The sequence below is a fragment of the Burkholderia sp. AW49-1 genome, assembly GCF_053427845.1.
The window spans coordinates 20,767-37,291 of sequence record NZ_JBSAXF010000036.1 but is presented as its reverse complement, the minus strand read 5'-3'; the positions used below and the strand labels follow the sequence as shown (position 1 = coordinate 37,291).

Genomic DNA, 16,525 nt, shown 5'->3' with positions numbered 1-16,525 from the left:
TCGCGCGCCTGCCGGCAGCCGCTCGGGGTTGCAATACTGACGCCGCGCGTCAGATGCGCCGCGAAGGCCGCATTGGATGGCGCGGCGAAGCGGATGACGAGCGGGGCATCAGGCAGTGCGCGGGCCGCAGAAAACGACGACGGCGGCCGCAGCCGCCGTGTCGATGAATCCCCGATTGCCGAATCCGGTACCGATCGACCAGCCGCGCCATGCCGCGCGCAACCGGCCGGCGTCGATCAGAAGCGGTGGCGCAGGCCGAGGTTGACCATCGTCTGCGAACTCGTGCCCGCATAGCCGTACGAGCCGATCGACGCCTGCGCGGCCATCGACCCGCCGTTGCCGTCGCCCGTCCGGCCGCTCGCGTGCTGATACGCGGCGGTCAGGTACACGTCGGTGCGCTTCGACAGGTTGTAGTCCGCGCCGGCCGACACCTGGTGATAGGTCGCCGACGTATCGCCACCTGAGCGCGTATAGCTGTAGCCGACGCCGACGAGCAGCGCATTGGTCGCCTGGTAGTTCACGAAGCCCTGGCCGGTGTTGTAGTGCTCGTTCGAGTTGAACACCGAGCTCGCGTCGCGGCGGTACTGCGCGTTGCTGTAGCCGAGGCCGAAGGTGAACGGGCCGGCGACGTACTGGCCCGCGATGCGGGCGATGCCGATCGAGTGCGCGCTCGCATAGCCGGTGTTGATCGGGCCGTCGAAGGTGCCGTCCGACGAGCTGGTCCAGCCGTCGCGCAGCCCGTTCGACGCGGGGCCGTTGGTCGCATGGAAGTAGCCGCCCGCGACGCTGAACGGCCCGTTGTTGTACGACACGGCAGCCGAATACGACTGCGCGGCGCCGGTGCTGCCGGCGATGCCGCCGAACGAGTACATCGCCGAGAACTGCAGGCCCGAATACACGGCCGACGTGTACTTCACCGCATTGTCGACGCGGAAGCTGTTGTCGTAGTTGTCGACGTCGCCGGGCGTCGCGAACACGCTGCCGAGATAGTTGTCGGCGGTGATGCCCTGCACGAGGTCGACGAGCGGATCGTACTGGCGGCCGAACGTGAGCGTGCCGTAGCGGTCGCTCGCCAGGCCGACGAACGCTTGCCGGCCGAACAGGCGGTTGCCTTGGCCCTGCCGGCCGTTGCTCGGGTCGAAGCCGTTCTCGATCTGGAACAGCGCTTTCAGCCCGCCGCCGAGATCCTCGGTGCCCTTCACGCCCCAGCGGCTGCCGGCGAGATTGCCCGCGCTGCTGTTGCCGAGCATCCATGCATTGTCCTTGCCCTGCGCGTGATTCACGTACGTGATCGACGTGTCGATCACGCCGTACAGCGTGACGCTCGACTGTGCATGCGCGGCGGGCATCGCCGCGAACGATGCGAGCGAAATCAGCGAGAGGGTCGTGCGTTTCATTTCATCTCCTGGCGATTGACTTGCTTTCTTGAAGCGGATTGGCAGGAGACTACCGAGCCGCCGACGAACGGCAAAAACGAAATTCTCCGATGTGACCTAAAGCAGACAGATGCATGCTGCGGCAAGGTCCATTGAGAGATTCACATTATTGAGAATCGTGCATCAATCGATTTGAATTTCACGATCTTGCGATCGGCGTATTGCCGGATTCGTGATAATTCCGCACGATTTTCAGGCGAATTTCGATGGCGACGCATTCGTCGTCGATTCATCAATTGATTATTTAATGAATTGAAGCGCGCGATGCGGGCACGGTGTGTTATTGCGCGCGGCGCGCTCGCCGTCAGCGGCGATTGGCGCAGGGTGCGAGAATGCGGCCTTCGGCCGGCACGCGTCGTGCCGCTCATCAGGGAACCCGCATGGACAGTCACATCGCTCCGGTGGAGCTGAAGAAAGCCTACCGTCTTCTCAACCACGGGCCGACCGTGCTCGTGTCGGCCCGTCACGACGGCGTCGACAACGTGATGGCCGCCGCGTGGGCCTGCGCGCTCGACTTCCTGCCGCCGAAGCTGACGGTCGTGCTCGACAAGTCGGCGAAGACGCGCGAGCTCGTCGAGCGCAGCGGCACCTTCGTCATCCAGGTGCCGACGGCTGCGCAGTTGCAGCTCACGCATGCGGTCGGCAGCCACAGTCTCGCGGAGCGGCCGGACAAGCTGCGCGAGGCGGGCGTCACGCTGTTCGACGTCGAAGGTCACGACCTGCCGTTCGTCGCCGGCTGTTCGGGCTGGCTCGCATGCAAGCTGATTCCCGAGCCGCACAACCAGCAGACCTACGACCTGTTCATCGGCGAGGTGGTCGGCGCGTGGTCCGACACGCGCGTGTTCCGCGACGGCCACTGGTATTTCGAATCGGCCGATCCGGCGCTGCGCAGCCTGCACTACATCGCGGGCGGCAACTTCTATGCGATCGGCGAATCACTGCACGTCGATCGGGGCCTGCCGGACCCGCAATAAGCGTTCGGCCGGCGGCCGGCCGTCGTCGAGGGCGCGCGGCTCACGCGCGCTTTTTCAGTTCCGCCAGCATCGCGTCGGCGAACGCCTGCGCAACGCGCGACAGCGTGCGCCCGCGCTTCGCGACGAGCGCGATCGGTCGCACGAACGCGGGATCGTCGATCGGCTTCGCGACGAGGTCGGGTTCGGCGCGCACCTCGCGCGCGGTCGCCGGCAGGATCGTCACGCCGAGGCCGCCGCGCACCATCGCGACGGCCGTCATCATGTAGGTCGGTTCGCACGCGATGTCGGGCGTGCAGCCGGCTGCCTCCAGCGCGGCATCGACGACGCCGCGCACGCTCGTGCCCTGCGCGGTCAGCACGAGCGGCACGGCGGCGACGTCCGCGGTGCGCACGCGCCGCTTGCGCGCGAGCGGATGATCCTTCGGGCACACGGCGACGAGCCGGTCGGCGCCCGTGTACAGCACGTCCAGCGACGCGTCGAACGCATCGCCGCCCGTCAGCCCGAGATCGGCTTCCTCGTTGCGCACCAGCGCGGTGACGAGGCTCGCGACGCCGTCGCGAATGTCGAAACCCGCGCGCGGCACGTCGCGCCGGAACGACTGGATCAACTCCGGCAGCATGCTCGACGCAAACGTCGGCAGGCACGCGAGCCGCACCGTGCCGCTCGCGCCTTCGCCGAGCGCACGCGCATCGCGCAGCACGCGCTCCATGTCGTCGAGCGAGCGCTGCAGCAGCGGCAGCAGTTCGTGCCCGGTCTGCGTGAGCGCGACGCTGCGGCTGTTGCGGTCGAACAGCCGCGCGCCGACGATTTCCTCGAGTCGCCGGATCTGCACGGTCAGCGCCGGCTGCGACAGATGCAGCCGCGCGGCGGCGCGCGTGAAGGTGCCGGCGTGCGCGACGGTGACGAACGCGCGAATGTCGCGAAGGTTCAGATCCATAATGGTTCGTGATTGCTGCGATCAAATCATTTCAATTGTGCTATCGCTGCGCCGACCTTACGCTCGTCTCCAACAAAAGACAAGGTAGGAGACACCGATGCTGCCGTTACTCGGGCTGGGCACGATCGTCGTGCTGCTGGCCGCGATTCTGTCCAGACGCATGTCGCCGCTCGTGGCGCTGATCATCGTGCCGATCGCGGCATCGCTCATCGGCGGCTTCGGGCTGCATACCAGCAAATTCGTGATCGACGGGCTGAAGGGCCTCGCGCCCGTGGTCGGGATGTTCGTGTTCGCGATCCTCTATTTCGGGACGATCACCGATGCCGGCATGCTCGACCCGATCATCGACCGCATCCTGCGCGCGGTCGGCACGCGGCCCACGCGGATCGTGATGGGCACGACGCTGCTCGCGCTGCTGATCCATCTCGACGGCTCGGGCGCTGTCTGCTTTCTCGTGACGATTCCCGCGGTGCTGCCGCTGTACGACCGCCTGAAGATGGACCGGCGCGTGCTGGCCGCCGCCGTGTCGATGGCCGCGGGGATCAATTTCCTGCCGTGGACGGGGCCGATGATCCGCGCGTCGGCGTCGCTGCACCTGCCGGTGTCGGCGCTGTTCAATCCGCTGATTCCAGTGCAGGCGATCGGGCTCGTGTTCGTGTTCGGCGTCGCGTACTGGCTCGGGCGGCGCGAGGAGAAGCGGCTCGGCCTGTCGCGCGACGATGCGTCGATTCCGCTGCCGACACGCAACCTGACGCCCGACGAGCAGGCACTGCGCCGGCCGCATCTGTTCTGGTTCAACCTGGTGCTGACGCTCGTCGTGCTCGGCACGATGGTCGTGATGGGCGAGAAGATCCCGCCGGCGATCATGTTCATGGTGGGCCTGTGCGTCGCGCTGATGGTGAACTACCCGGACGTCGACATGCAGAGGAAGCGCATCGATGCGCATGCGCGCGCGGCGCTGATGATGGCCGGCATCCTGCTCGCGGCCGGTGTGTTCACCGGCATCATGCAGGGCAGCGGGATGCTGAAGGCGATGGCGCAGGCGACGGTCGGCTTCGTGCCGCCGTCGATGGCCGGCCACATCCCGGTCGCGCTCGGCCTCGCGTCGATGCCGCTCAGCATGCTGTTCGATCCCGATTCGTTCTACTTCGGCGTGCTGCCCGTGATCGCGGAAGTGGCCGGCCAGTTCGGCGTGCCGGCCGTGCATGTGGGGCAGGCCGCGCTGCTCGGCCAGATGACGACCGGGTTTCCGGTCAGCCCGCTGACGCCCGCGACGTTCCTCGTCGTCGGCCTGTGCGGGATCGAGCTGGCCGAGCACCAGAAATTCACGTTCCCGCTGCTGTTCGGCGCCTCGATCGTGATGACGATCGCGTGCGTCGTGCTGGGCGTTTTCTGATTTTTTCCCGGCGCGCGAGCGCCGGACCACGGTATCGACATGACAGCAAAGCCATCAGACGAACGGCGCGTACGCATCGGCGCGGGCGCCGGCTATTCGGGCGACCGGATCGAGCCCGCGATCGAACTGGCCGAGCACGGGCGGCTCGACTATCTCGTCTTCGAATGCCTGGCCGAGCGCACGATCGCGATCGCCCAGCAGGCGCGGCGCAAGGATCCGTCGCTCGGCTACGATCCGCTGCTCGACGCGCGCATGCATGCGGTGCTGCCGGCGGCCGCGGCCAGGGGCGTGCGGATCGTGTCGAACATGGGCGCGGCGAACCCGCGCGCGGCCGCGCGGCGCACCGCGCAGATCGCGCAGTCGCTCGGCCTCGCGGGGCTGAAGGTCGCGGCGATCGAAGGCGACGACGTGCTCGACGTCGTGCTGCGCGGCACGTTTCGCTTCGAGGAGTCGGGCGACGAGGTCGCCGCGTATCGCGACCGCATCGTGTCCGCGAACGCGTATCTCGGCGCCGCGCCGATCGTCGACGCGCTCGCGGCCGGCGCGGACGTCGTGCTGACCGGGCGCGTCGCCGATCCGTCGCTGTTCGCCGCGCCGCTGATCCACGCGTTCGGCTGGCGAATGGACGACTGGGACACGCTCGGGGCCGCGACGGTCGTCGGCCATCTGCTCGAATGCGCGGGGCAGGTGACGGGCGGCTATTTCGCCGACCCCGGCTACAAGGACGTGCCGAATCTCGCGCGGCTCGGATTCCCGATCGGCGAGGTCGCGGCCGACGGCTCGGCGGTGATCACCAAGGTGCCGCACGCGGGCGGCCGCGTGAGCGCGGCGACCTGCAAGGAACAGCTGCTGTACGAGATTCACGACCCGGCGCGCTATCTGCAGCCCGACGTCGTCGCGGATTTCACGCGCGTGGCCGTCGCGGAGGAGGCGCCGGACCGCGTGCGCGTGACGGGCGGGCGCGGCAGCGCGCGCACCGACACGCTGAAGGTGTCGGTCGCGTATGTCGACGGCCATATCGGCGAAGGGCAGATCTCGTACGGGGGGCCGGGTGCGCTGGCGCGCGCGCGGCTCGCGCTCGACATCGTCCGCGAGCGGCTCGCGATGACCGGCGTGGCGGCGACGGAATTGCGCTTCGACCTGATCGGCGTGGATTCGCTGTACGGCGACGCGACGCCTGCCGTGCGTGGCGAACCGGCCGAAGTCCGCGTGCGGGTGGCCGGTCGTGCGGCGAGCGCCGCCGAGGCCGCGCGGATCGGCAACGAAGTCGAGACGCTTTATACGAACGGCCCGGCCGGCGGTGGCGGCGCGTTCAAGTCGACGCGCGAGGTGATCGCGGTGCAGTCGGTGCTGCTGCCGCGCACGGACGTAACGCCGTCGTTTTCATTCGTGGAGGCATGATGCAACTGCGTGAACTGGCGCATGCGCGCACCGGCGACAAGGGCAATACGCTGAACGTATCGGTCATCTGCCGCGATCCGCGTCACTACGAATACCTGCGCGCGCATCTCGATGCGCCGGCGGTGAAGGCATGGCTCGCGGGCATCGTGCACGGCGATGTGGTGCGCTACGAGCTGCCGGCGCTTGCCGCGTTCAACTTCGTGCTGCGCGATGCGCTCGGCGGGGGCGTCACGCGCTCGCTCGCGCTCGACGCGCACGGCAAGTCGGTCAGCTCGGCGTTGCTGGCGATCGACTTGCCCGATCCGGCGTGACGGCGTGACGGCGTGACGTCGCGACGGTGTGCGCTGTCACCAGGCCGCTCGCTCACCGTCACGTTCGCGCTCACGGAATCGGCAGGTCGCGACGGCGATGCGCGTGGTCGACGCGTGCGCCTGCAATGGCTCCCATTCCGCCGGCGCGTTGAGCCCTCGGCGATATCGATCCGCCAGGCTGCTGCCGGGGGCCTTCCGTTTTTTTTTGAGCGGTCTGACCAGTCGAACCTCAAGTTGCCTCTCGACCGGTCGTTAAACCCGTTTGCGTACTCATTTGACTGTTCGATAACAACGCGCAACCGGAGATCGCCGTCATCATGCTGTCATCAATTCGTGCCCGGATCGTGGCAACCTGCGTCGCCATCGTCGTGACGGCCCTCGCCGTCACGGGCGGGCTGGTGTACGAGGTCGTCAAGCAACACAACGACGAAACCATCGACCAGAACCTGCGTTCGGTCCTCGCCGGCCATGCGCTGGCACTCGACGAGTGGGTCGCGAGCCGCGCGCAGCAGACCCAGGCACTCGCGGATACACTGGCGATCGGCGAAGGCGATCCGCTGCCGGCCCTGACGCTGCTCGGCAAGTCGGGCGGGTTCCAGGTGCTGACGCTCGGCCTGCCGGACCGCACGGCGTTCTCGAACATCCCGCTCGCGTCCGGTTACGATCCGACCGCGCGTCCGTGGTACAAGCAGGCGGTCGAGGCCGGCCGGCTCGTCGTCACCGCGCTGTACCAGGACGCATCGACCGGCAAGCCGGCTTTTGCATTCGCGGTGCCGATCATGCGCGGCGGCGCGCTGAAGGGCGTGCTGGCGGCGAGTCTCTACATGGAACGCGCGAGCGCGATCGTCGCGTCGATGCACCCGACACCGGCGAGTTTCGCGTTTCTCGTCGACCGCGGCGGGCGCCTCATCGCGGGCGCGAAGACCGACCTGATCATGAAGCCGGCCGTGCAGCTGTCGCCGGAGCTGACGCCTGATCGTCTCGCCAGCCTGCAGCGTGCGAGCGAGCCGGTGGCGATCGCGGTGGACGGCGTGACCAAGCTGCTGCGCGCGCAACCGATCGCCGGCACGGACTGGTCGCTCGTGATGGCGCTCGACCGGTCCGACGTGACGGCAGGCATGCGCGCGGTCGCGACGACGACGCTCGTGGCCATCGTCATCGTGGCCTGTATCGCGGCCGCGCTCGTCGGCGCGCTGACGAATGCGGCATTCAAGCGCGTGCTGCTGGTGCGCGATGCACTGACCGACGTCGCGAGCGGCAGCGGTGACCTGACGAAACGGCTGCGGGCGGACGGCAACGACGAGGCTGCGCAGATCGCACGCGCGTTCAATGTGTTTGCGGAAAAGATTTCGGCGATCCTGCTTCAGATTCGCGGGTTCAGTGAATCGGTGAGCGTGGCGAGCGCGGAGATCGCACAGGGCAACCAGGATCTGTCGAGCCGCACCGAGCATGCGGCGTCGAGCCTGCAGGAGACCGCGGCGGCGCTCGAGGAGATTGCCGGCACGGCGCGCAACTCGGCCGATGCGGCGACGCAGGTGAACCGGCTCGCGGAATCCGCGTCAGGCGTCGCGATGCGCGGCGGCGAGGTGGTGAGCCAGGTGGTCGCGACGATGGGCGAGATCACGGCGGCCTCGAACGAGATCTCGAACATCATCGGCGTGATCGACGGCATCGCGTTCCAGACCAACATTCTCGCGTTGAATGCGGCCGTCGAGGCGGCGCGCGCGAACGAGCACGGGCGCGGCTTCGCGGTCGTCGCGGGCGAGGTGCGCACGCTCGCGCAACGCAGCGCGCAGGCGGCCAAGGAAATCAAGCAGCTGATCCAGGCGTCCGTCGACAAGATCGAGGGCGGGTCGGGGCTCGTGCACACGGCGGGCGCGACGATGGACGAGATCGTCGAGGGCGTGCGCGGCATCACGAGCGTGATCGCGGAAATGTCGGTCGCGGCGAACGAGCAGAGCACCGGCCTCGCGCAGGTGAATCAGGCGGTTTCGCAACTCGATCACTCGACGCAGCAGAACGCGGCGCTCGTCGAGGAGTCCGCCGCGGCCGCGGCGCTGTTGCGCGAGCAGGCGGCGCAGCTCGCGCAAACGGTCGGCGAATTCAAGCTCGCGCGTCCGCAAACGGCCGATACGGCACCGGCATGATGCGGCGCACGCAGGGCCGGGTCAGGTCGCGCAGCGTGACCGGTTCGCGGGCGAGGCGCCGCTTGCTGCCGAGCGATTTGCACGACGTTGAACCGCACGCCGTCGTCGACGACGTTGTGCGTCAGATCGAGCGTGCGGTAATCGGGACCGGACGGCGTCGCGCCGTCCCGCCATCCCGGTATCACACGTACACGTAGCGCACGAGGTGGAAGAACACCGGCGCCGCGAAGCAGATCGAGTCGACGCGATCGAGCATCCCGCCGTGGCCCGCGACCATCGAGCCCCAGTCCTTGGTGCCGAGCGAGCGCTTCACGGCCGACAGCACCAGGCCGCCGACGAAGCCCGCGATCACGATCGCGAGCGAGATCCCGAATGCCGCGGCGAAGCTGAACGGCGTCACGCGATACAGCGACGCGCCGCACAGGGTCGCGAGCAGGCCGCCGCCGACGAAGCCCTCGACCGTCTTCGACGGCGACAGGCGCGGCGCGATCTTGCGGCGACCGCACAGCTTGCCGACCACGTACTGCAGCACGTCGCTGATCTGCACGACGAACAGGAAGAAGAACAGCAGCAGCGCGTTCTGCCCGGCGTAGCGCGGGATGTCGAGGATCAGCACGGCCGGCGCATGGCTCAACCCGTACACGCAGACCATCAGCGCCCAGTTGATCTTCGCATTGCGACTCAGGAATTCGCGCGTGTCCTGCGTGAGCGCCGACACCAGCGACATCGCGAAGAACAGGTGCACCGGAACGAAGATCGAATACATGCCGTACCAGTTGATCCCGAGCAGCAGGTACTGCACCGGAATCGCGACGAAGAATGCGATGAAGAGCGTCGTGTGGTCGCTTGGGGTCGTCGGCGTGAGCGTGATGAATTCGCGCAGCGTCAGGTACGACAGCAGCGCGAACACCAGATACGTGACGTTGTTGCCGAGGCTGATCGCGATGACCATGATCGCGATCATCGCCCACCACGCGCGGATGCGCTGGTTCAGGTTGACGATCGTCGCGCTGGTGCCGCCGCTGCGCGCGCCGAGGATCGCGCCGATCACGGTCGCGAGCACCAGCACGCCGGTGACGCCAGCGACCAGTTCCCAGAAGAGAGTTCGCATGGAGAGGTCCGGAAAAGGGAGAGGGGGGCGCCGCGTTCAGCCGGCCGGCCGCTGCGGCGGCGCGAGCGCGACGATCGCGTCGCGCATGCGGGCGAGGAAGGTCGGCTTGTCTTCGCCGGCACCGAGCGCATCGTTCGCGCCGAAGTGCACCTTGCAGATCAGCGGCACGGGCCAGATCGCGCCCTTCGGCATGATGCGCTGCAGGTTCTCGAGATAGACCGGCGCGAGCGCGACCTCCGGAAACTCGGTCGCGAGATGGAACAGGCCGCTCTTGAACGGCTGCGGCAAGACTTCGGCGCCGCGCGTGCCTTCCGGAAAGATGATGATCGAGTGGCCTTGCCGCAGTGCGTCGCGCACCGGGTCCAACGGGTCGCCGCCGCTTTCGCGGTGGCGGTCGATCAGCACGACGTTCAGCAGCTTCTGCGCGATGTGACGCTTCATGTTGCTGCTGTCCCAGTAGTCGCGCGCGGCGACGGGCCGCACGACCGCGCGCACGTCGCGCGGCAGCGCGGCGAGGATCGCGAGCGTGTCGATGTGGCTCGTATGGTTCGAGAAGTAGATCTTCTGCGTCGGGGAAGGCGGCGCCTGATGCCAGACCGGATACGCACCGGCGACGAGCCGCACGATCGACAGCAGGAAATCGCGCTGCCAGACGTTCAGGATGTTCATCGGCGCGGCGCCTCCTGCATGCATGCCCGCGCGGCCGCGCATGCGCGGCGGGCGGAATCCCGGAATGCCGGCGCGGCAGGATGCGCGCCGGACGGCCATTGTTCAAGTTTTTTCAAATTCGTGGCTGCCTGTCGCAGGGCCGCGATAATCGGACGATGCGCCGGCGGGTGTTGCGTCGCGGCGAATTCGCCGTTCGACGGCGTGATAATCGGCTGTTGCACGAGCGCCCGGCACAGTTCGAATGAATTGCTGCGCTCGCGGGCCAGCGGATTATCGCGAGTTTCCATCGAAAACGCCAGATTGCCCGGCGCGGCCGGCGCGGGGCGTGGCTTGACGCGTCGGGGCCGCTCGGCGACGATGGCGACCACCTGTCGAAAGTCTCCGTCGACGGGGGGGCGCCGCCCGGGGCGGGGCAGCCGAAAACGTGTCCGAACGTGAAGAACCAATAAAACGATGAGCCTCTACGCACTCAAACCGAAATTTCAGAATCGTCTGCGTCCGTTCGCGGATTCGCTTGCCGAACGCGGCGTCACCGCCAACCAGGTCACGCTGTTCGCGGCCGGCGGCTCGATCGTCGTCGGCGCGCTCGCGGGGCTCGGCGTGTTCGCCCGCGTGCTGTTCCTGCTCATTCCGATCTGGCTTTTCGTGCGGATGGCGCTCAACGCGATCGACGGCATGCTCGCCCGCGAGCACGGGCAGAAGAGCACGCTCGGCGCGTACCTGAACGAGCTTGGCGACATTGTGTCCGACGTCGCGCTCGTGCTGCCGTTCCTCGCGATTTCGGCGTTCGCCGCGGCGGACGTCTGGCTGTTCGCGCTGACGGCGGTCATCGTCGAATGCGCGGGGCTGATCGGCCCGCTCGCCGGCGCGACGCGCCGCTACGACGGCCCGTTCGGCAAGAGCGACCGCGCGCTCGTGCTCGGCGCGTTCGCGCTGTGGATCGGCTTCGGTCTGCCGGTCGGCAGCGTCGCCGCATGGCTGTGGCGCGTGCTGATCGTGCTGTCGATCGTGACGGTGGTGCGGCGCGTGCAGGCCGGGATCGCCGAAGCGGGCGGCTGACGGCGGTAGTGGGACCGGCGCCGGAGGGCGGCGCCGCATGATTCGAATAACGAAACGAGAGAGATCGCATGAACGCACGCACGGCCCGCGAGGCCGACTTCATCACGCACGACGGCGAAACGCTGTTCTATCGCCACTGGCCCGCGACGGGCCCGCGCTGCCGCGGCGCGATCGTGCTGCTGCATCGCGGCCACGAACATTCGGCGCGCGTCGCGCACCTCATCGACGAGCTCGACCTGCCGGACTTCGCGTTCTTCGCGTGGGATGCGCGCGGCCACGGCCGCTCGCCCGGCGCGCGCGGCTACAGTCCGAGCGCGGCCGCGTCGGTGCGCGACTTGCAGACCTTCGTCGAGCATATCCGCGACACGCACGGCATCGCGATCGAGGACATGGCCGTGGTCGGCCAGAGCGTCGGCGCGGTGCTCGCTGCCACCTGGGTACACGACTACGCGCCGCCGATCCGTTGCCTCGTGGTCGCGTCGCCGGCGTTCCACATCAAGCTTTACGTACCGTTCGCGCGGCCGGGGCTGCGGTTGATGCACAAGCTGCGCGGGCTGTTCTACGTGAGCAGCTACGTGAAACCGAAATTCCTGACGCACGATCCCGAACGGATCGCGAGCTACGCGGCCGATCCGCTGATCACGCGGCCGATCGCCGTGAACATGCTGCTCGATCTGCACGACACCGCGAAGCGGATCGTCGCCGATGCGGCCGCGATCACCGTGCCGACGCAGCTGCTGATCTCGGGCGCCGACTGGGTCGTGCATCGCGGCCCGCAGGACCGCTTCTTCGAGCGGCTCGGCGCCGCGCGCAAGGAGCGCATCGTGCTGCCCGGCTTCTATCACGACACGCTCGGCGAGCGCGACCGCGCGCAGGCGCTCGCACCGCTGCGCGCGTTCGTGCTGCGCGAGTTCGATACGCCGAGCCCGCGCGTGTCACTGGCCGACGCCGACCGGCGCGGCGCATTCCACGACGAATACGCGGCGCTCGGCCGCCCGCCCGCGAACCCGTTCGCACGGGCGTACTGGGCGATCACGCGGGCGGGTCTGAAGGCCGGCGGCGCGCTGTCGGACGGCATCGCGCTCGGGCTGCGGCTCGGCTTCGATTCGGGTTCGACGCTCGACTACGTCTACCGCAACCGCGCGCAGGGCCGGCTCGGCGTCGGCGCGCTGATCGACCGCACCTATCTCGATTCGCCGGGTTGGATCGGCATCCGTCAGCGCAAGGTGCATCTGCAGGAACTGATCGGTGCGGCGATCGGCCGGCTGCGCGGCCACGGCGAACCGGTGCGGATCGTCGACATCGCGGCCGGGCACGGACGCTACGTGCTCGACGCGATCGCGACGGCCGCCGAACGCGACGGCGCGGCGCCCGACGACATCACGCTGCGCGACTACAGCCCGCCGAACGTCGAGGCCGGGCGCGTGCTGATCGCGCAGCGCGGTCTCGAGCCGATCGCGCGCTTCGAGCGCGGCGACGCGTTCGACGAGGCGTCGCTCGCGACGCTCGAGCCGCGTCCGACGCTGGCGATTGTGTCGGGGCTGTATGAACTGTTCGGCGAGAACGCGCTGATCGAACGCTCGCTGCGCGGGCTTGCGCAGGCGGTGCCGCCCGGCGGCTATCTCGTCTATACCGGGCAGCCGTGGCATCCGCAGCTCGAATTCATCGCGCGCGCGCTGAACAATCATCGTGGCGACGCGACCTGGGTGATGCGCCGCCGCTCGCAGGCCGAGATGGACGAGCTCGTCGCGCGCGCGGGCTTTCGCAAGCTCGACCAGCGCATCGACGAGATGGGCATCTTCACGGTCAGCCTCGCGCAGCGGGTCGACGCGTCATGAGCGCGCTCGGCGGCGGCGCGGGCGCGGGCGACAGTCTCGCGGAGTCGGCGGCCGGCGCGCGCGACGCGTCGTTAGCGCTGCGCGTCGGCTGGCTCGCGGCGATGGGCGCGGTGTTCTTCTCCTCGTACGGCTTCGCGAACTGGCTCGCCGCGCGCCGGGCCGTGGTGCCGACCTTCGCGTTCGGCTGGGAACATGCGATTCCGTTCGTGCCATGGACCATCGTGCCGTACTGGTCGATCGACCTGCTGTACGCGCTGTCGTTCTTCTTCTGGACCCGCCGCGACGATCTGCTCGATCACGTGAAGCGGCTATTGACCGTGCAACTGGTGTCGGTCGCGTGCTTCGTCGCGTGGCCGCTGCGCTTCGGCTTCGAGCGGCCCGACGCGGGCGGCGTGGCCGGCGCGCTGTTCACGCTGCTGATGGGGTTCGACAAGCCGTTCAACCAGGCGCCGTCGCTGCACATCGGCCTGCTCGTCGTGCTGTGGGCCGTCTATGCGAAGCAGTTGCGCGGCACGGTCGCTCGGCTCGTGCTGCATCCATGGTTCGCGGCGATCGGCGTGTCGGTGCTGACGACCTACCAGCATCACGCGATCGACGTGCCGACCGGTGCGGCCGTCGGCTGTCTGGCGCTGTTCCTGTTTCCGTTGCGTGATGCCGCCGGGCGACTGCCGGGTGCGACCGGCTCGCCGTCCGCCGCCGGCCGCGCGCTTGCCCGCCGCTATGCGCTCGGCGCGGCGCTGGCCGCGCTGGTGGCGCTTGGCTGCGTGTCGCGCGCGCCGGGCTGGGCGTTGGCGGCCGGGTGGGTCGCGCTGGCACTCGCGTGCGTCGCGTGGATCTACCGGCGCGGCGCGCCCGGTGCGTTCCAGAAGGACGAGGCGGGCCGTTTCCCGGTGTTCATTCGCTGGCTGCTCGCACCGACGATCGCCGGCGCGTTCGTCAACTCACGGATGTGGACGTTCCGGCATCCGGCGCCGGTGCGGATCGACGAGCGCGTGTCGATCGGCCGCACGCCGACCACGCGTGACCTGCGACGCCACGGCTTTTCCGCGCTCGTCGACCTGACGGCCGAGATGCCGCGCCGGACCGCGGCCGACGCGTCGCTCGCGTATGCGTCGGTGCCGCAGCTCGACCTCGTGGCACCCACTGCGGCGCAGCTCGCGGCGGCCGTCGCGGCGCTCGAACGCCTGCACGCCGACGGGCGCGACGTGCTGGTCTGCTGTGCGCTCGGCTACGGGCGCAGCGTGTTGTGCGCGGCTGCCTGGCTCGCCGCGCGGCGGGGGCTCGGCGACGCGCGCGACGCGCTCGCCGCGGTACGGGCGGTGCGGCCGCGCGCGGTATGGTCGGACGACGGCGTGGCCGTGCTGCAGGACTGGATCGACCGTCGCCGCGTGACGGGAGGGGCGTGATGCGCGACCCGTCCGCACCGTTTCGGATCGCTGCCGCGCGCGGGGCGCTCGACGCCGGCGCGCGGGCGATCGCGGCTGCGCTGGCCGCGGCCGGCGCTGGCTGGTGGATCGCGGCGGGCTGGCCGCCGGCGACGATCGCGCGCGTGGTGCTGGCTGTGATCAGCACCGCGTCGGGGATTGCCGCGCTGTGGTACGCGGTGCGCATCGAGATCGACCGGCGGCTGTTCGCCGCCCTCGCGCGCACGGTATCGGGCGATGCGTCGGCCGACGACGGGCTGGCCGCGCTCGATCGCGCGCTTGCCGACCTCGGCTGGATCGACGCAGGCAAGGCCGGACGCGCGCTCGACGCGCGTGTGCGCGGTGCGGTCGGGTTGTGCCGTGCCAGTGTGCTGGTCGCGATCGTGCAGTGGATCGTGGTCGGTTTGGCGATCGCGGCGGGGGCGGTGAGCCATCCGTGAGCGGTCCGGACGGTCGCGGCCCGGGGTGGTCGAGCTGGTTATGCGTGCGCCGCCCGCTGCGTCCGCGTACGCTTCACCTCGTACATCGCCTGGTCCGCATGCTCGATCAGCGCGTTCATGTCTGTGCCGTCGTCAGGCAGCATCGCGACGCCGACACTGACGCCGAGCCGCAGCGGATGCCCGTCGAATTCGAACGGCTCGCCGACCTGCCGGGCGAGCCGTGCGCGTTGCGCGTCGACGTCGTCGCGGCTGCCGACGTTCGGCAGGATCACCGCGAACTCGTCGCCGCCCACGCGCGCGACCGTATCCGAGCGCCGCACGGCGCGCTGCATTCGCGTGGCGATCTCGCGCAGCGCGGCGTCGCCCGCGCGGTGGCCGTAACCGTCGTTGATCGGCTTGAGCCCGTCCATGTCGATGTTGAGGATGCCGAGCCGGCCGTTCGCGCGCAGCGCCGTATGCATCGACTGGCGCAGGCGGTCGTAGAACAGCGCGCGGTTCGGCAGGCCGGTGAGCGCGTCGTGCGTCGCGCGCAGGTACAACTCGTTGGCCTCGTTGCGCGCCGCGTGGAACATCGCGGCGGCGATCAGGTCGGCCGTGAGCCGCAGCGTCCCGGCATCGGCGGCCGAAAAGCCGTCGATGTCCGGCGACATCACCTTCAGCACGCCGACCGTCGTGTCCGCATGCGTGAGCGGCATCACGAGCATCGAGCGCAGCCCGACCCGGCGGCACGCATCGCGGTCGACGCGCGGGTCGGATTCCGAATCCTTGCAGTGCAGCAGTTCGCCGCGCGTCACGCACAGGCCGGACAGGCTGCCCGAACGGCGCAGCCGCAGCCCGAGCATCCCGGCGGCGGAGCCCGACGCGGCGCGGTACACCATGTCGTCGCCTTCGGCGAATTCGACCGCCGCGCCGCTCGCGCCCGTGAGCTGCGGCACCTGCTCGGCCACGTAAGCCATCACGCTGCCGAGGTCGAGGCCGAGTTTCGCGATCTCGGTCTGCGCGGCGATGATGCGCAGCAGCGTGTCGGAGGACGGGGTAGCGGTGTCGACGATTTGATCCAAGTCAGTTTTCCATGAAGAAAGCACAGCACGCGGCCCGGGCTTGCGGTAGCATACGCGCCGCTCACGCGGCAGCGCGTTCCGGGCGGCCCGCAACGGGCCGCCGCCGGCATCCGGCCGGTTTCCCGGGGCGCCGGACCGCCGGTTCGGCAGCGCCGGCAGTATGCCGGTCGGTCCGGCCGGCAGCAACGGTGTAACTCTTGCCATTCCATCGCGACGCGCAGCATTTCCGACCGGATTGAGTTGTTTTTCGCTTCGTCAGCACGAATCAGGGTGAGTTTTGTCTTGATTTTGAGATAGTGTGACGAATGAGCGAGCGCCGGT

Annotated in this window: 16 protein-coding genes; 9 read left to right on the top strand and 7 right to left on the bottom strand. The window is 69.0% G+C overall.

Going from position 1 to position 16,525, the window contains the following annotated elements; translation table 11 throughout:
- Positions 1-236: 236 nt before the first annotated feature.
- Entirely contained in the window at positions 237-1,397 is a 1,161-nt protein-coding gene (locus ACV22W_RS30085) for a porin (protein WP_448023051.1), read from the bottom strand.
- 140 nt (positions 1,398-1,537) lie between these two features.
- On the bottom strand, positions 1,538-1,804 hold the full coding sequence (locus ACV22W_RS30080; RefSeq protein ID WP_448023050.1) for a hypothetical protein: 267 nt from the start codon (positions 1,802-1,804) through the stop codon (positions 1,538-1,540).
- A gap of 12 nt (positions 1,805-1,816) precedes the next feature.
- Between ACV22W_RS30080 and ACV22W_RS30075 the strand changes: the two genes are divergently transcribed.
- Positions 1,817-2,410, top strand: a complete 594-nt coding sequence (locus ACV22W_RS30075) for a flavin reductase family protein (RefSeq protein ID WP_448023049.1) — start codon at positions 1,817-1,819, stop codon at positions 2,408-2,410.
- 40 nt (positions 2,411-2,450) lie between these two features.
- Here the strand turns inward: ACV22W_RS30075 and ACV22W_RS30070 are convergent, their stop codons facing one another.
- On the bottom strand, positions 2,451-3,347 hold the full coding sequence (locus ACV22W_RS30070; protein ID WP_448023048.1) for a LysR family transcriptional regulator: 897 nt from the start codon (positions 3,345-3,347) through the stop codon (positions 2,451-2,453).
- Between the two features lie 97 nt (positions 3,348-3,444).
- On the opposite strand from ACV22W_RS30070, the gene ACV22W_RS30065 reads away from it, so the two are divergent.
- The 4 genes from ACV22W_RS30065 to ACV22W_RS30050 all read left to right on the top strand — a co-directional run bounded on the left by ACV22W_RS30065 (position 3,445) and on the right by ACV22W_RS30050 (position 8,602).
- Positions 3,445-4,743 (top strand): CitMHS family transporter, encoded by a 1,299-nt coding sequence (locus ACV22W_RS30065; RefSeq protein ID WP_448023047.1) that lies wholly within the window; start codon positions 3,445-3,447, stop codon positions 4,741-4,743.
- Positions 4,744-4,782: 39 nt separating this feature from the next.
- On the top strand, positions 4,783-6,144 hold the full coding sequence (locus tag ACV22W_RS30060) for an acyclic terpene utilization AtuA family protein (protein ID WP_448023046.1): 1,362 nt from the start codon (positions 4,783-4,785) through the stop codon (positions 6,142-6,144).
- Positions 6,144-6,455: an AtuA-related protein gene (locus ACV22W_RS30055; protein ID WP_448023045.1), complete on the top strand. Its 312-nt coding sequence runs from the start codon at positions 6,144-6,146 to the stop codon at positions 6,453-6,455. Before ACV22W_RS30060 ends, ACV22W_RS30055 begins: the two co-directional genes overlap by 1 nt.
- 317 nt (positions 6,456-6,772) lie before the next feature.
- Entirely contained in the window at positions 6,773-8,602 is a 1,830-nt protein-coding gene (locus ACV22W_RS30050; RefSeq protein WP_448023044.1) for a methyl-accepting chemotaxis protein, read from the top strand.
- Between the two features lie 181 nt (positions 8,603-8,783).
- Here the strand turns inward: ACV22W_RS30050 and ACV22W_RS30045 are convergent, their stop codons facing one another.
- The 3 genes from ACV22W_RS30045 to ACV22W_RS30035 are packed head-to-tail and all read right to left on the bottom strand — an operon-like array spanning position 8,784 to position 10,750.
- Positions 8,784-9,713, bottom strand: a complete 930-nt coding sequence (locus ACV22W_RS30045; RefSeq protein WP_448023043.1) for a phosphatidate cytidylyltransferase — start codon at positions 9,711-9,713, stop codon at positions 8,784-8,786.
- A 36-nt stretch (positions 9,714-9,749) separates the two neighbouring features.
- A complete protein-coding gene (locus tag ACV22W_RS30040) occupies positions 9,750-10,382 on the bottom strand; it encodes a lysophospholipid acyltransferase family protein (protein WP_321851001.1) in 633 nt (210 codons plus the stop codon).
- The gene (locus ACV22W_RS30035; RefSeq protein ID WP_448023042.1) at positions 10,379-10,750 is read right to left on the bottom strand and encodes a hypothetical protein; all 372 of its coding nucleotides are present in this window, start codon (positions 10,748-10,750) and stop codon (positions 10,379-10,381) included. The genes ACV22W_RS30040 and ACV22W_RS30035 overlap by 4 nt, the downstream gene beginning before the upstream one ends.
- Before the next feature lie 85 nt (positions 10,751-10,835).
- Between ACV22W_RS30035 and ACV22W_RS30030 the strand changes: the two genes are divergently transcribed.
- From ACV22W_RS30030 to ACV22W_RS30015, 4 genes are all read left to right on the top strand, one after another.
- A complete protein-coding gene (locus ACV22W_RS30030; protein WP_448023041.1) occupies positions 10,836-11,441 on the top strand; it encodes a CDP-alcohol phosphatidyltransferase family protein in 606 nt (201 codons plus the stop codon).
- Between the two features lie 68 nt (positions 11,442-11,509).
- Positions 11,510-13,279, top strand: a complete 1,770-nt coding sequence (locus ACV22W_RS30025; protein ID WP_448023040.1) for a bifunctional alpha/beta hydrolase/class I SAM-dependent methyltransferase — start codon at positions 11,510-11,512, stop codon at positions 13,277-13,279.
- Positions 13,276-14,685 carry a phosphatase PAP2/dual specificity phosphatase family protein gene (locus ACV22W_RS30020; RefSeq protein WP_448023039.1) on the top strand — a complete coding sequence of 470 codons (1,410 nt, stop codon included), beginning with the start codon at positions 13,276-13,278 and terminating at the stop codon, positions 14,683-14,685. Before ACV22W_RS30025 ends, ACV22W_RS30020 begins: the two co-directional genes overlap by 4 nt.
- Positions 14,685-15,143 (top strand): hypothetical protein, encoded by a 459-nt coding sequence (locus ACV22W_RS30015; RefSeq protein WP_448023038.1) that lies wholly within the window; start codon positions 14,685-14,687, stop codon positions 15,141-15,143. Before ACV22W_RS30020 ends, ACV22W_RS30015 begins: the two co-directional genes overlap by 1 nt.
- Positions 15,144-15,181: 38 nt before the next feature.
- On the opposite strand, the gene ACV22W_RS30010 is transcribed toward ACV22W_RS30015, so the two are convergent.
- Positions 15,182-16,204 (bottom strand): diguanylate cyclase domain-containing protein, encoded by a 1,023-nt coding sequence (locus ACV22W_RS30010; protein WP_448023037.1) that lies wholly within the window; start codon positions 16,202-16,204, stop codon positions 15,182-15,184.
- Positions 16,205-16,525 lie beyond the last annotated feature (321 nt).

Bases quoted from the DNA above. Each gene is read 5' to 3' on its own strand.
- ACV22W_RS30055 (WP_448023045.1), top strand. From the start codon at position 6,144: ATGCAACTGCGTGAACTGGCGCATGCGCGCACCGGCGACAAGGGCAAT.
- ACV22W_RS30070 (WP_448023048.1), bottom strand. From the start codon at position 3,347: ATGGATCTGAACCTTCGCGACATTCGCGCGTTCGTCACCGTCGCGCAC.
- ACV22W_RS30045 (WP_448023043.1), bottom strand. From the start codon at position 9,713: ATGCGAACTCTCTTCTGGGAACTGGTCGCTGGCGTCACCGGCGTGCTG.
- ACV22W_RS30040 (WP_321851001.1), bottom strand. From the start codon at position 10,382: ATGAACATCCTGAACGTCTGGCAGCGCGATTTCCTGCTGTCGATCGTG.
- ACV22W_RS30080 (WP_448023050.1), bottom strand. From the start codon at position 1,804: ATGAGCGGCACGACGCGTGCCGGCCGAAGGCCGCATTCTCGCACCCTG.
- ACV22W_RS30020 (WP_448023039.1), top strand. From the start codon at position 13,276: ATGAGCGCGCTCGGCGGCGGCGCGGGCGCGGGCGACAGTCTCGCGGAG.
- ACV22W_RS30085 (WP_448023051.1), bottom strand. From the start codon at position 1,397: ATGAAACGCACGACCCTCTCGCTGATTTCGCTCGCATCGTTCGCGGCG.
- ACV22W_RS30015 (WP_448023038.1), top strand. From the start codon at position 14,685: ATGCGCGACCCGTCCGCACCGTTTCGGATCGCTGCCGCGCGCGGGGCG.
- ACV22W_RS30075 (WP_448023049.1), top strand. From the start codon at position 1,817: ATGGACAGTCACATCGCTCCGGTGGAGCTGAAGAAAGCCTACCGTCTT.
- ACV22W_RS30030 (WP_448023041.1), top strand. From the start codon at position 10,836: ATGAGCCTCTACGCACTCAAACCGAAATTTCAGAATCGTCTGCGTCCG.
- ACV22W_RS30065 (WP_448023047.1), top strand. From the start codon at position 3,445: ATGCTGCCGTTACTCGGGCTGGGCACGATCGTCGTGCTGCTGGCCGCG.
- ACV22W_RS30060 (WP_448023046.1), top strand. From the start codon at position 4,783: ATGACAGCAAAGCCATCAGACGAACGGCGCGTACGCATCGGCGCGGGC.
- ACV22W_RS30025 (WP_448023040.1), top strand. From the start codon at position 11,510: ATGAACGCACGCACGGCCCGCGAGGCCGACTTCATCACGCACGACGGC.
- ACV22W_RS30050 (WP_448023044.1), top strand. From the start codon at position 6,773: ATGCTGTCATCAATTCGTGCCCGGATCGTGGCAACCTGCGTCGCCATC.